Annotated in this window: 12 protein-coding genes; 11 read left to right on the top strand and 1 reads right to left on the bottom strand. The window is 44.1% G+C overall.

The features are described 5' to 3' along the window. The first annotated feature begins 9 nt into the window (after positions 1-9). Genes uvrB through B3N34_RS05195 form a run of 7 tightly spaced genes read left to right on the top strand, consistent with a single transcriptional unit; the run spans position 10 to position 10,276 of the window. The gene (uvrB, locus tag B3N34_RS05225) at positions 10-2,034 is read left to right on the top strand and encodes an excinuclease ABC subunit UvrB (protein WP_286975531.1); all 2,025 of its coding nucleotides are present in this window, start codon (positions 10-12) and stop codon (positions 2,032-2,034) included. Further along, on the top strand, positions 1,994-4,834 hold the full coding sequence (gene uvrA, locus B3N34_RS05220) for an excinuclease ABC subunit UvrA (RefSeq protein ID WP_286975527.1): 2,841 nt from the start codon (positions 1,994-1,996) through the stop codon (positions 4,832-4,834). The genes uvrB and uvrA overlap by 41 nt, the downstream gene beginning before the upstream one ends. Beyond that, the gene (rlmB, locus tag B3N34_RS05215) at positions 4,831-5,607 is read left to right on the top strand and encodes a 23S rRNA (guanosine(2251)-2'-O)-methyltransferase RlmB (RefSeq protein ID WP_286975524.1); all 777 of its coding nucleotides are present in this window, start codon (positions 4,831-4,833) and stop codon (positions 5,605-5,607) included. The genes uvrA and rlmB overlap by 4 nt, the downstream gene beginning before the upstream one ends. Continuing rightward, a complete protein-coding gene (locus B3N34_RS05210) occupies positions 5,576-5,848 on the top strand; it encodes a DUF4911 domain-containing protein (protein WP_286975521.1) in 273 nt (90 codons plus the stop codon). The genes rlmB and B3N34_RS05210 overlap by 32 nt, the downstream gene beginning before the upstream one ends. Before the next feature lie 2 nt (positions 5,849-5,850). Beyond that, positions 5,851-7,221, top strand: coding sequence for a TldD/PmbA family protein (locus B3N34_RS05205; protein ID WP_286975518.1), 1,371 nt, complete (start codon positions 5,851-5,853; stop codon positions 7,219-7,221). Further along, on the top strand, positions 7,222-9,570 hold the full coding sequence (locus tag B3N34_RS05200) for a DNA translocase FtsK (protein ID WP_286975515.1): 2,349 nt from the start codon (positions 7,222-7,224) through the stop codon (positions 9,568-9,570). After that, positions 9,557-10,276 (top strand): thiamine diphosphokinase, encoded by a 720-nt coding sequence (locus B3N34_RS05195; protein ID WP_273002874.1) that lies wholly within the window; start codon positions 9,557-9,559, stop codon positions 10,274-10,276. Before B3N34_RS05200 ends, B3N34_RS05195 begins: the two co-directional genes overlap by 14 nt. 20 nt (positions 10,277-10,296) lie before the next feature. Here the strand turns inward: B3N34_RS05195 and rpmB are convergent, their stop codons facing one another. Then, entirely contained in the window at positions 10,297-10,491 is a 195-nt protein-coding gene (rpmB, locus tag B3N34_RS05190; RefSeq protein WP_071804931.1) for a 50S ribosomal protein L28, read from the bottom strand. Positions 10,492-10,587: 96 nt separating this feature from the next. Here rpmB and B3N34_RS05185 point away from each other — a divergent pair, with 96 nt between their 5' ends. The 4 genes from B3N34_RS05185 to B3N34_RS05170 are packed head-to-tail and all read left to right on the top strand — an operon-like array spanning position 10,588 to position 14,355. Continuing rightward, entirely contained in the window at positions 10,588-10,806 is a 219-nt protein-coding gene (locus tag B3N34_RS05185) for an exodeoxyribonuclease VII small subunit (protein WP_009201106.1), read from the top strand. Continuing rightward, on the top strand, positions 10,803-11,699 hold the full coding sequence (locus B3N34_RS05180; protein ID WP_273002875.1) for a polyprenyl synthetase family protein: 897 nt from the start codon (positions 10,803-10,805) through the stop codon (positions 11,697-11,699). Before B3N34_RS05185 ends, B3N34_RS05180 begins: the two co-directional genes overlap by 4 nt. Positions 11,700-11,702: 3 nt before the next feature. Continuing rightward, positions 11,703-13,580, top strand: coding sequence for a 1-deoxy-D-xylulose-5-phosphate synthase (gene dxs, locus B3N34_RS05175; RefSeq protein ID WP_286975510.1), 1,878 nt, complete (start codon positions 11,703-11,705; stop codon positions 13,578-13,580). Continuing rightward, positions 13,552-14,355 (top strand): TlyA family RNA methyltransferase, encoded by an 804-nt coding sequence (locus B3N34_RS05170; protein ID WP_286975508.1) that lies wholly within the window; start codon positions 13,552-13,554, stop codon positions 14,353-14,355. The genes dxs and B3N34_RS05170 overlap by 29 nt, the downstream gene beginning before the upstream one ends. Positions 14,356-14,373: the final 18 nt, after the last annotated feature.

The raw sequence follows: 14,373 nt of genomic DNA, 5'->3' as shown, positions 1-14,373 counted from the left end.
TTTGTAAAAATGAAGTACCAAGGAGAAGGCCAAAAAAAATTTGAGCTAGTAGCTCCCTGGAAACCGGCTGGGGACCAGCCTCTCGCCATAGAAAAATTGGCCTCAGGCTTGAAGCAGGGCATGAGGTATCAAACTCTCCTTGGAGTTACGGGGAGTGGAAAAACCTTCACTATAGCGAATGTGATCGAGAAGATCCAAAGGCCGGTCTTGGTAATAGCTCACAACAAAACGCTAGCTGCACAGCTATACAGTGAATTTAAAGATTTCTTTCCTAATAACGAAGTCCATTATTTCGTTAGCTATTATGATTACTACCAACCCGAGGCATATTTACCATCGCAGGACATCTATATAGAAAAGGACGCTTCTATAAACGAAAGGATCGAAAAATTGAGGTTGGCTACAACCAAGGCTTTGCTGGAAAGAAGAGATGTTATTGTAGTCGCAAGTGTGTCCTGTATATACGGTTTGGGTAGGCGAAAGTCCTACGAAGAAGCAATCTTTAGATTTTCTGTCGGCGATAATATTAACCGAAAGGACTTCTTCAAGAGATTGCTCGACAACTATTACGAGCGTAACGATACGACGTTAGAGCCTGGGACATTCCGTGGACGAGGCGATGTAGTCGAAGTTTATCCAGCTTATAGCGATACAGCGTTACGTGTTTTCTTTTTCGATGACGAAATAGAGAGAATAGAGGAGATTGACCCCTTATGGGGTAAGACAATTGTCGGAAAGGATTCCGCTGCCGTATTTCCCGCCCAACACTACGTTACAACCCATGATTCAATTAAAAAGGCGTTAAAAGCAATTGAAGAAGAATTGGATCTCCGTGTAGCGGAGCTTCAATCTGAGGGTAAACTATTGGAGGCGCAGCGTTTGTCGACTCGGACTCGTTATGATATGCAAATGTTGTCCGAAGTAGGTTATTGTTCAGGTATAGAGAACTATTCAAGACATCTAGATGGCAGAAATCCGGGGGAACCGCCGGGAACCCTTCTGGATTTCTTTCCTGACGATTTTGTCATGGTAATAGATGAATCTCATATAACCGTTCCTCAAATCAGAGGAATGTACAATGGCGATATTTCAAGAAAGAAGACGCTGGTGGAACATGGCTTCAGGTTGCCTTCCTGTCTCGACAACAGACCACTCCGGTGGGAGGAGTTCGAAGAATATATGAAAAAAGTAATTTTCGTGTCGGCAACCCCCGGGGATTATGAATTATCGACATCGGAACAGGTAGTTGAGCTTCTTGTTAGGCCCACAGGGATTTTAGATCCCAAAGTAGAGGTAGTTCCTGCAAAAAATCAACTTGACGATTTGCTCTATCGGCTTAAAGGATGTCTTAGAGAAAACAAGAGAGTATTGGTCAATACTTTGACAAAGCGATCAGCTGAGGATTTGGCGGAATATCTTGCTGGATTGGGATATAAAGTGAAATACATCCATTCTGAATTCGATACCTTTGAAAGGGCCGAGCTTCTTCGTGATCTCAGGATTGGCACCATTGACATTTTGGTGGGAGTAAATTTATTGAGAGAGGGCCTTGATCTTCCTGAGGTAAGCTTGGTGGCCATACTCGATGCAGACAGAGAAGGTTTCTTGCGTTCTTCTCGCTCCATTATTCAGATGATCGGAAGGGCGGCAAGACATGCGGCAGGTACGGTAGTTCTCTATGCCGACGAAATGACGGAAAGCATTAAGGTTGCAGTAAGCGAGACAGAACGTCGAAGAAAAATACAGGAAGCCTTTAACATCGAACATGGTATTGAGCCGAAGAGCATCGTTAAACCCATTGTACATCTTTTGCCGGAAGAGCTCTTGGAAAAGAGAGAGGGCGAAGGAGATGACGGGTCAGTTCCAAGACCCAGCGAAGTGTCTCTCGAAGAGCTGGAGCGCATGATGTGGGATGCTGTTGCAAAACTTAACTTCGAAGAGGCTGCGAGATTGCGAGATTTGATCAGCGATATCAAGGGAGGAAGAATTACGCGTGGAACAGTACATAATCGTAAAAGGAGCAAGACAGCATAATTTAAAAAATATAAATGTAAAGATCCCCAAAAACAAAATGGTCGTGATAACAGGGCCATCGGGATCGGGTAAATCGTCGCTGGCATTTGATACCATATATGCAGAGGGCCAACGCAGGTATGTCGAATCTCTGTCGGCCTTCGCGAGGCAGTTTTTAGGTATGCAAGATAAACCTGACGTAGATGACATATCCGGTTTATCGCCGGCTATATCGATAGAACAAAAGGGAATATCTCACAATCCACGTTCTACAGTTGGAACAGTTACCGAGATTTACGATTATTTGAGACTTTTGTATGGCAGAGCAGGAGTGCCATATTGTCACATATGCGGTCACGAAGTGCATCGCTATACTGTGGACGAAATAGTAGACTTGGTCTTGAATAAATGGAAGGATAGAAGGCTTACGATACTTGCTCCAGTGGTCAAGGGGAAAAAAGGAGAACACAAAAATCTCCTTTTGAAATTACGACAAGCAGGTTATGTAAGAGTAAGGGTTGATGGTCAGGTTTTTTGGCTTGAAGAGGAAATAGCTCTGGATAAAAACAGACCACACAATATAGAAGTTGTTTTGGATCGTATAAGAGCCCATGAAAGCAGAAGAGATCGCTTAAGCGAGGCTGTTGAAAAATCCTTCGAATTGGCCGAGGGGTTTGTTCTTTTTTTAATAGACGAAATAGAGGAGGAACTGTTAACTAATAAATTCGTTTGCCCCGATTGCGGAATATCTATCCCGGAAATAGAGCCCAGGCTTTTTTCCTTCAATAGTCCCTATGGCGCATGCCCCTCTTGTTCGGGAATCGGAAGTTATGAGTACTTTTCTAAAGAATTTGCAATAGATCCTGAAAGAAAGGTATTAGAAGGTGCCATTATACCTTGGGGCAAAAATCATTACATGTTAAGGCGCTTGGAGGCTATAGCAAAAAAGAAGGAATGGAACTTAGACCTCCCCTTTAAGTCATTGCCTAAATATGTCGTAGAGACGGTAATAAACGGTTCAAACGATAGAGCTCCAATGACATATAGAGAACATGGCGAAGAATTTACTTATATGGGGCGATATGAAGGTTTAATTCCTTGGTTAGAACGGCGCTGGAGAGAGACTGAGTCGGATAACGTCAAAGAGGAACTTTCCAAATTCAGGACGGAAGATATATGCGAAAGCTGTGGTGGAAAGCGATTGCGACCGGAAGCTTTGGCGGTCAAGATAGCGGGTTATACAATTGGTGACATGGTAGAAATGCAGGTCGCTAATTTAGTCAATGTAGTCAACAAAATAAGATCAGAGGAGAGCAAATGGGAAAAAGTTGTACGTCCTGTCGTCGAGGAACTACTTAAGAGACTTTCCTTTCTCGTTGATGTAGGAGTTGGCTATTTGACGTTAAATAGAAGGGCCGATACATTAAGCGGCGGGGAAAGCCAGCGAATTCACCTTGCTACTCAGATAGGTTCGAAGTTGACCGGAGTCCTCTATGTATTGGACGAGCCGACTATCGGACTTCACTCTAGAGATACAAGCAGGTTACTAAAAACGTTGGAATCGATAAAAGATCTGGGCAATAGCATTATTGTCGTTGAACATGACAGAGAAGTAATGATGGCTGCAGATCATATCATAGAGATGGGCCCGGAGGCAGGAGAGAGAGGGGGAGAGATTGTATTTGAAGGTTCTGGCGATGAGATTAAAAATTCCTGCTGTCTCTCTGCCCGCTACCTGCGTGGAGAAAGCTCTGGCGTTGTCTTCCCTCCCGGCAACAGCAGACGGAAGCCAAAAGGATATATAAAGATATACGGAGCCGAAGAGAATAACTTAAAATCTATTGATGTTTCGATTCCACTGGGCGGCCTGGTCTGTATAAGCGGAGTTTCTGGCTCAGGCAAAAGTACTTTGCTTTATGAAATAATATTTAAAGGCATCAAAAAACTTATAGATAGCGATTTTAGAGCAAGAGTGGGCAAACATAGAACTATCGAAGGGTACTCTCAAGTTCAAAATGTTGTTCTCATTGACCAAAGCCCTATTGGTCGGACGCCAAGGTCTAATCCTGCAACGTACACTGGCGCCTTCACTCATATAAGGGAATTTTACTCCATGCTTCCGGAAGCCAAGCTGAGAGGTTATTCTATGGGGAGATTTAGTTTTAACGTCAAAGGCGGCAGATGCGAAGCCTGTAAGGGAGAAGGAGTAGTGCGCGTTCCCATGCTCTTTATGCCCGATGCTTACGTGACATGTGAAGTATGTAAGGGGAAACGTTACAACAGGGAAACCCTAGAAGTAAAGTTTAAAGGCAAAAACATAACTGACGTTCTCGATATGACGGTAGATGAAGCCTGCGAGTTCTTTAAGGATATTCCGAAGATCGAAAAGAAACTTTCCGTCATAAAAGAGGCCGGATTGGGTTATATACGTCTCGGTCAACCGGCACCTACCTTGAGCGGAGGCGAAGCTCAAAGGGTTAAGCTCGCCACAGAGCTTGCCAAGCAATTCAAGGGCTCCACCCTATATCTTTTGGATGAACCGACAACAGGGTTACATTATAGCGATGTAAAAAAGTTGCTCTTACTTTTGCATAGATTGGTCGATCAAGGTAACACGGTTGTGGTGATAGAGCACAATTTAGATTTTATTGCCTCCTGTGACTACATAGTTGATTTGGGACCGGAAGGCGGAGATGGCGGTGGCTACGTGGTTGCTGTGGGGACGCCTGAAGAGTTAGCCGAGAACGAACGTAGCTATACAGGCAAATATTTATCTTCCTTTTTGGGAGATATTAGAGGGGGAAGGTATTTAGTATCATGAGAGACTCCGGCATCGAAGATATATGTTACGGGCGCCATACTGTGATAGCTCTGTTGGAGGAATCGCCGCATCGTTGTCATAAGATATTGATATCAGAAGGAATTAACAAAAAGCTTGTTGATGACATTTACGATAGGGCACGCAAGAATGGCATTCCTGTTCTGAAGGTAGATAATAAAACTCTCGACAGAGTATCGGGAGGGGCCTCTCATCAAGGGGTATTAGCCTATATTTCCCAAGGAAATTTGGGTGATATCAATCAATTGATAGACAGAATAACAGAAAAAAAGGATAACCCCCTTGTTGTAGTTGCAGATAAAATAAAAGATCCTAACAACCTTGGAGCTATAATCAGGAGCGCAGAAGTCTTTGGGGCTTTGGGCGTGATTTTCCCAAAGCGCAACAGTGCTTATCCAAGCAGTGCGGTGCATAAAAGTAGTGCCGGCGCGAGTATGCGTGTTATGATGGTTTCTGTTAGCAACTTGGTAAGTGCTATAAAGAGGCTGCAGGAAAACGGGATGTGGGTAGTGGGGTTGGACCAGAGAGCTGACAGATACCTCTGGGATGAGCCTTCGATCAGAGGCAAGCTCACCCTGGTGGTTGGTTCGGAAGAGTCTGGCATTTCTCCGATCGTTGCGAGGGCTTGCGATGATATAAGATCTATACCTATGTTTGGGAAGACGGGGTCCTTAAATGCTGCAGTAGCGGCAAGCATAGGCATGTATGAATGGATGAAAAGCGTTGTCAAAGGCGAAGAAGGTAGGGATGGTTAAATACAAATCGGCTCTATGTAAACTTTTGCTGCGCGTAAACGAATCCGATATTTTCTATTTGAGTGCTGTTGTCGACGGTTATGATAACTTAGGGTATGTTAGAAAAGAAGAAGCTCCCGATGGGCATGTCTGGTTTTATTATGCAGGCGATATGGAAGAAGAGGTTTATGAGTTGATATCGTTGCTTAGACGCGAAATAGATGATTTCAAGGTCGCAGGGGGAAGTATAAGAATTGAATAGGGGTGATCCCTTTGTCTGTTAATGCTCTTGTCGAAGCACTAATTTCCTTGGGACGCAAAAAAGATATTTTTTGCGATCTTTATATCCAGAGTTCTTTTGGTCATAGCATATCTGTTGAAGATGGCAGAACTGAAGAGATAACATCAGGAAGCGCCGGAGGAAGCGGATTTCGTCTCCTAAGCGATGGAATGACTCACTATGGTCACGTTCACGGTATTACGTCCGATGTGGCAGTAAAGCTAGTTGATGATGTCATTAAAACGATAAATATCAATTGCCCTTTACCCATGCCTGCGCCGGAACCCCTTGTAAAACAGGAACAGCTTACGAATGCGCAAATTGATAGCGCTATGTTAAGGGAAATACATCATAATCTCGTAAAAGAAAGTAAATATATAAAAAAGGTAACCTTAAGGCTGAGCACCTCTGAAAAAGAAATAACTATCATTAACAGTCGGGGAGATTTAGTTAGAGATACCAGGTATTCATCTCGCTTTTCTACCCACATCGTCGTGGAAAAGGACGGCAAGCTCTTTTCAGGGTACGAGTCAAGAGGATTCAGCCTTCCTTTTGCACAGTTTTTAGAAAGAACGGATACAATGTCAACAGCTTTAAAAGCTGCCAAAAGGGCCTTGCTTGGTCCAGAATGTTCTCCTTGTCCAGCAGGGAAGGTACCTGTGGTACTATCAGGAGAGGCAGGGGGGACGATGATTCATGAGGCTTGTGGCCATGCTTTGGAAGGCGATATAGTCTATAAAAATCGCTCCGTTTTTAAGGATAGGATTGGTGAAGTGGTTGCCAATCCAGCCGTTACATTAATAGATGATGCCACTATCGAAGGTGCTTTTGGGTCGTATAAATTTGACGATGAGGGTACGCCTGCCCAAAGGACTATCTTGATCGAAGATGGAATATTAAAGGCGTATATGGCAGATATATTTTGTAATAAAATGTGGGGACTTTCCCTGACTGGCAATGGAAGAAGGGAATCCTATACTTCTTATCCCATAACCAGGATGTCAAATACCTTTCTCTTGCCGGGAAATATGGAAAAGGGGGAAATCATTTCGCGAGTTTCTTTCGGGCTTTACGCTCAAAAGATGGGTGGCGGTGAGACGGATCCCACAACCGGTGATTTTGTCTTTAATGTGGAAGAGGCATACCTCATCGAGGATGGGAAGATAACCGTTCCGGTAAAAGGTGCTATCCTGGTTGGGAACGGACCTCAAGTGTTGAAAGATATTTTGGCCGTTGGAAGCGATCTAGAACTTGATGTCGGCTTTTGTGGAAAAAACGGCCAATCCGTTCCAGTGACGGATGGTCAGCCAACCGTTCTCATAAAGGAGCTAGTCGTAGGAGGAAGCGATATTTAAATGTCAGACCGCTATTCGAGAAAGACAAAAGGCAGGTCAAAAACGAATAAAAGAGGAATTAAAGAGCGGGTAGGCGGATTGACTCATACCCTGAAAGCAGCCTTTGTTGACTTTTTTAACGAAGAGAGATGCCGTGTTAGGATGCAAAGAGCAACCAAGATGTTCGAATTTCTTTTGATCCTTCTTCTTTTCGTTACTATTTACCTAATTACAAGCATATTTACTCCATGGACAGGCTTTATCGGCGAGCGATCAAAGGAGTTTCTAACTGGAAAATGTGGTCTTGCCTCATTAATTCCGCTGTTTTATTTAAGTTATATATGTATTGTGCTCTTGGCTAAACGAAAGGTTTCGGCCCTATTAGCTCAAACTGGTATAGTGTTTTTGTCCTTTTTGATTCTCGAGCTATTCCTCGGTTTGATATACCTAAATAATCCAAACACTTTTGATATAACCTTTTGCGGAACTTGGGGTTATTTTATTGCATCAATATCGCTTCAAAGCGTTGGACCTCTTGGTATTTCTCTTTTTGGATTGATGTTGGCAATCACGCTCTTTTTTCTTCATGGAAAGGGAAATTTCACGGATTTCATTTCAGCCTTGAAATTACCTTTTTCAAGGCTTTACTGTAAACTAAAAGATTTTTATCTATCTTTATTCGGAAAGAGGAGCAGACGTGACAAATCCAAATCCATCGATTATGAGTTTCAGTCCCATGATGCGATCGATTTTCGCGATCATATCAAAGAGGTAAGCGAAGGAGCTGCCGATATTGGGCTTCCTCTATCGTCTGTAATCGGGGAAAAGGTAGATGATATTGTTTCCGAAATTAGCGAAGATGGCTTAAGTGTGTTTGAACTTGACGACGCTGAAGACGGTTTTGTGTTACCTCCCGATGTGGAGCCTGGAAAGTTTCCTCCACCTTTGGATATATTGGGGGCAGCCGTTGACAACGACATAACTGCCGATATCAAGCCCATATTGGAGCGATACGGGGCTAAGATAGTCGATACTTTGGCCGAATTTGGAATAGAAGCGGAGTTAGCGGATATAGTACAGGGGCCTACGGTAATTCAATTTCGTATACAAATAGCACCTGGAATAAAAGTCAGCAGGATAGCGGCTTTGTCGAACGATCTGGCATTGGCTTTAGCAGTTCCCAGTCTCAGGGTGGAAGCTCCGATACTGGGACAGCCTTATGTTGGCATAGAGATACCGAACCCTAAGCGAAGGGCCGTACATTTGAGAGAGGTCATAGAGTCTCCTAACTTCACGCATTCAAAATATGAATTGCCTTTACCGCTTGGCTTGAACGTAGACGGCACTCCCATGGTGGTTGGGCTTGAGAGCCTTCCTCATTTGCTCGTGGCGGGAACAACCGGATCGGGTAAGAGCGTTTTTATTTCCTCTTGTTTGATAGGAATGTGCTTCGAGAGGCGTCCAGATGAAGTTAAACTGCTTCTCATAGATCCCAAAAGAGTAGAGATGACCTTTTACGAAAAGCTTCCTCATGTCTTGGCATCGCCAATAGTGGAGACAAAGGAGGCAGTGGCTGCCCTGGCTTGGGCTATTAACGAAATGGAGCGGAGATACGATCTCTTTGCAAAAGCACGAGTAAGAAATATCGTGTCTTATAACGAGAAGGTTTTGCCGAAGGATAGGCTCTACAATATCGTGATTGTAGTAGACGAATTGGCAGACTTAATGATGACTTCGCCTAAAGAAGTAGAAGATTATATTTGCAGGTTAGCTCAGATGGCAAGGGCAACGGGGATTCACCTTATTTTGGCTACGCAACGACCATCGGTCAATGTAGTGACCGGTTTGATTAAGGCAAATATTCCAGCTCGAGTGGCCTTCGCATTGCCATCCCAGGCCGATTCAAGAACAATCCTCGATGTAGGAGGCGCTGAGAAGCTCCTTGGAAAGGGCGACATGCTTTTTCTGTCTCCAAAGTACGCAAAACCAGTCAGAATTCAAGCTCCATGGGTGGATGAGGACACTATAAATCGCTTTATACAATACACCGTTAACATCTTTGGGGAGCCAGAATATATCAACATATCGGAGGAGGGGCAAACGAGCCATGAGGCTGCCTATTTGGACGATCCCTTGCTCGAAGAGGCCGTTGAAGTTGTCTTGGCGACTGGTATAGCCTCTGCCAGCAGGCTTCAACGTCAACTTAGAATTGGATTTACAAGGGCAGCACGTATTATCGATACCATGGAACAATTGGGCATAGTTGGTCCTCAGGAGGGATCTAAACCTAGGGAAATACTTCTCGATGAAGGTAAGGCAAGGCAGGTTTTGGCCGAAGCGTTGGGTGGTGAAAGCAGTGGAATTGATTGAAGTCGAATCCTTTTCGATGCTAAGAACTCCCTCCTTTTGTGACTGCAAGGTTTTGCTGATAGCAGGCGGAAAGCCTCCAAGTGACGCATGGCTGGAAGCTACGGCGAGATGTTTTGACGTTTGGGTAGCCGATAGAGGAGTTACCTATTGCAGAAAACTTAATGTCATACCTAAAGCGATTGTCGGCGACGGAGACAGCTCTCCTTTGGAGGATTGGGCATGGGCTAAGGAGGCTGGAGCAAAAGTCTACAGGTATCCGAAAGACAAAGATTACACCGACTTACAGCTTGCCCTAATGCAAATTAGCAGAAGTTACGGAAGGTCGGTATCTGTCTTTGTTACGGCGGGACTAGGCGGCAGATTGGACCACTCTTTGAGCAATATCTTTAGCTTGCAATGGGCAAAAAAACGGGGGGTGGATGCTGCTGGTTTCCTTGACGAAGAGGAATCCTTTATACTGTTAAGGGGCGGTGAGGAATTGAAATTGCATTTTAACAATAAGCCTCTTGCTATCTCCCTTTTGTCTTTAACCCCGAGTTCTCACGGGGTTAGCATAAAAAAAGTTAAATGGGAACTGGATAATGCTACGTTGAGGCTCGATGAACCATTTGCCGTCAGTAACGAGTTAGTAAGCGATGAACGAGAAGTTGATTTAAAGGTCGATAGCGGTTGCGTTGGAGTATATATATGTCTGGGCCCAAAATGAATATTATAAAAAGCGGGCTTTTAAATTGCCCGCTTGACCAAACCGGAGCGCAAACAACGAGTACAGACTTTCATCCGCTTCTTGATACCACCACCGAGATCAACGTTAACGACCTGCAAATTTACCAGCCAACGACGCCTGGTTTTGCGATTGGAATGACTAACCTTATTCCCGGTTATCGGACCTCGTCCACAACAATCACATACACGAGACATGTTAAGTTACCTCCTTTGCAATATAAAACGGCGAGGGTATTTTAACATGTATGAGAGCGAAAAATCAAATGAAAAGTCCAGTTTGGGGGAGTGAAAATGTCGTTTTCAAAAGATATCGAAGAGTTAGAAAAGATAATACAACGACTGGAAAAGGAGGCGCTTCCTCTTGAGGAGGCTATGAGTATATTTGAGCGGGGAGTTGCCTTGGTGAGAAGTTGTCAGGCCTATCTTGCCGAGGCGGAGCAAAAAATAATGCTCGTAAGCGAAGAAGGTGATGAGACCCCTTGGGAACCTCGAGAGGAGGGCGAAAATTGAGTAATGTTGAACTAAAACAAATCTTTGAGTCGAAAAAAGAAAAAATAGATGCCTATTTGGAGAATATACTCAACAATGACGAGATTCCGGATGTCTTGTGTCAATGTATTGCCTATTCGCTTTTGAATGGAGGGAAGAGGATAAGGCCTGTCCTGTGTCAAATAACCGCCGAAAAACTTGGCATTGACCCCGATGGAGTGTTGCCTTTAGCGGCCGCCATAGAGATGGCACATACTGCGTCTTTAATTCACGATGATCTTCCCTGCATGGATAATGATGACTATAGACGTGGAAAACTAACGAACCATAAAGTATATGGCGAAGCAATGGCCGTTTTGGCAGGAGATTCGTTGTTGGCTTACGGCTTTGAACTATGCTTGCAAGAACTGCCGAGACTTGGCTTTACCCAATCGAACATACTTAACGCCCTTAAAATTTTCTCCCATGCCATTGGACCCTGTGGGATATGTGGAGGGCAGGCTCTCGACATAACACAGGAAGGCCACGAAGGAGAAGGGGAGTTTTTGTGGAAAATGTGCGAGCTTAAAACGGCTACCTTGCTTCGTGCTTCCATCACCGCTTCGGCTGCACTCGTCGGAGCCGGTGAAAAAACAATGTCATGTTTATATAATTATGGGACACATCTCGGCATTTCCTTTCAGATCATTGATGATATACTCGATGTAACGGGAAGCATTTCAGAGCTTGGAAAAACGCCAGGAAAGGACGCTAAGGAGGGCAAGCTAACGTTTGTTGCCCTTCACGGTTTGGAAAGAGCGAAGGAGTTGGCCATGGAAGAAACGAAAAAAGCAATAGACTCGATTCTTCCATTAGGACCTGATTTCGAAGTTTTTCTAGATATTGCGGAATATATTGCGAGGAGGTCTAAATAAGCCTTGTCATTGAATTATTTAGGTAAAATCAAAGACTACAGGGACCTTCGCCATTTGAAGCATACAGAAAAGAGCCGGCTTTGCAACGAAATAAGACAAATGATTATAGATGTGGCTACGGAAAACGGAGGACATCTAGCCTCATCTCTGGGGACTGTCGAATTAACCGTTGCGCTGCTATCAGTTTACGACCCATTGGAGGACAAGATTGTCTTTGATGTTGGCCATCAATGTTATACCTATAAGATATTGACGGGACGTAAGGATCGATTTAACACGCTGAGGCAATGGGAAGGAATTAGCGGATTTCCCAAAAGAGAGGAAAGCTCCTGTGATCACTTTAACACCGGCCATGCAGGTACGTCCATTTCAGCCGCGATGGGATATGCCAAGTCTCGTGATCTTTTGCGCCAAAAACATGAAGTAATTGCTGTAGTAGGAGATTCTTCCATATCGAATGGCATGTCCTTTGAGGCGTTAAACCAGATCGATGAACTTAAGACAAAAGTGATAATAATCTTAAATGACAATAAAATGTCCATTAATGTTCCAATTGGCGGTTTAGCTAAACACCTTAGCCACTTGAGCACTAATCCTTCGTATAGAAGGGCAAAGGATGCTATAAAGTCGCTTTGCGAGGGATTGCCCTTGGGTAGTGCTCTAGTCTCAGAGGCGTTAAAAAAGATGAAATACCAGGTAAAGACAATGTTTCAGCCGATCAACATATTTGAAGCTTTAGGCATTAACTATTGGGGACCTTTCAACGGACACAACATAGAAGAGCTTGAAGAGGTATTCAAACTGGCCAAAGCCTTTGATGAATCAGTCTTAATACACGTTATAACTCAAAAGGGCAAAGGTTACGTTCCGGCCGAAGAAAACCCAACCAAATATCATGGAGTGTCTGCGAAAAAGCCGAATTCCTCGGCCAACTCTTTATCCTGGAGCAAGGCTTCAGCTCAATGTGTTGAGAAACTTGCGGAAAAGGATGACAGAATTATTTGTCTTACCGCTGCAATGGAGGAAGGTTGCAATTTGACGGGATTTAAAAAGAAATTCCCCGGAAGATTTTTTGACGTAGGTATTGCAGAAGAGCATTTGCTTACCTACGCTGCCGGCTTGGCAGCGGGAGGATTGCGACCGGTCGTCTTCATTTATTCTACCTTTTTGCAGAGGGCGGCAGATCAACTATATCACGATATAGCTATGCAAAGGTTGCCTGTTCTTGTTGCCTTAGATAGGTCCGGGCTTGTTGGTGAGGATGGCGAAACACATCATGGGCTGCTCGATATCTCTTGGTATAAATCGGTCCCGGGACTGACCATTGCGTCGCCCCGGGATGTAATAGATTTGGAATATATATTCGCCAATTTGATTGAGCATAGTGCTTTGCCGGCTATAATAAGGTATCCAAAGGGAGAGGCCCCATTTTCTCTAGGTAGAAGAGATGAGGATCAACCCTCCGAATGGCTCAAGTCTGAAATCTTGAGACAGGGGGAAGAGATCCTGTTGATTGGCTATGGAGGTACTATACCTATTCTTCTGGAATCTTGCGATAAAATCAATAATTTATTACACATCAATCCTACTGTGGTTGACTTGAGATTTATAAAGCCATTGGATTTAGAGACGCTTGAGAGGTTGTTTTCTGCCCATTCTTGTGTCGTAATTGCCGAGGAGACCTACAGTATAGGGGGCGTAGGCGAACAATTGAGCAAGTTTGCCTTTGACGTAAATAAAGGCCTGGATTGGATTCATATTGCAATTCCTGACATTTATGTTCCTCAAGGGGCAAGAGATGAACAGCTTCGTTATGTTGGATTAAGCAGCGATGAGGTGGTGAAAAGGGTTAGTGAGCACTTCGAAAGAGCGATTGGATAAACTGCTCGTCTATCGAGGGCTTGTTGATACGAGAAATAAAGCAGCGGCATTGATTCTAGCGGGAAGGGTTAAGGCGAATGGCGAGCTTGTTTCAAAGGCTGGCACCTTCGTCGACATAGATTGCGATATTGAAATAGTACGACAGGATAGTTGGGTAAGCAGGGGAGCTCATAAGTTACTCAAGGCGTTAGACGTTTTTGGCGTGAATCCTGGAGGTTTGGTTTGTATTGATATTGGCGCTTCCACAGGAGGTTTTACGCATGTATTGCTCGAGAGGGGCGCAAAAAAGGTATATGCAGTTGATGTAGGTTACGGCCAGTTGGCTTGGTCTTTGAGGCAGGACGAGCGTGTTGTGGTGAGGGAAAAGACGAACGCTAGATATTTGCGAAGAGAAGATTTTGACGAAGACGCCGACTTAATTACCGTCGATGTTTCCTTCATATCGTTGAAGTTAATACTTCCCGTCTTGGTCGACCTGCTGTCAAAAAGTGGAGATATAATAGCCTTGGTGAAGCCGCAATTCGAAGCAGGAAGGGATAGGATTGGTAAAGGCGGAGTTGTAACAGACCCAAAGGTTCACGAAGAAGTTTTACGCGATCTTATTTTGTGGATAGAACGAAATGTCGCTTTTAATGCATCGGGGCTGACGCATTCTCCAATAAAGGGTCCAAAGGGAAACATTGAATTTCTATTACATTTGACTCCCAGAAAAATACAGCAAAGCCCTTTGAACTTTAATGAAGCTGTCCTTGCTGCCCATGACGAACTTAATTGACGTCGAAATGAGGTAAAT

It is taken from the genome of Acetomicrobium sp. UBA5826 (assembly GCF_002433005.1).
Lineage (GTDB): Bacteria > Synergistota > Synergistia > Synergistales > Acetomicrobiaceae > Acetomicrobium.
Note: the sequence above shows the minus strand (reverse complement) of the source record. Positions and strands in the feature narration are given on the sequence as shown.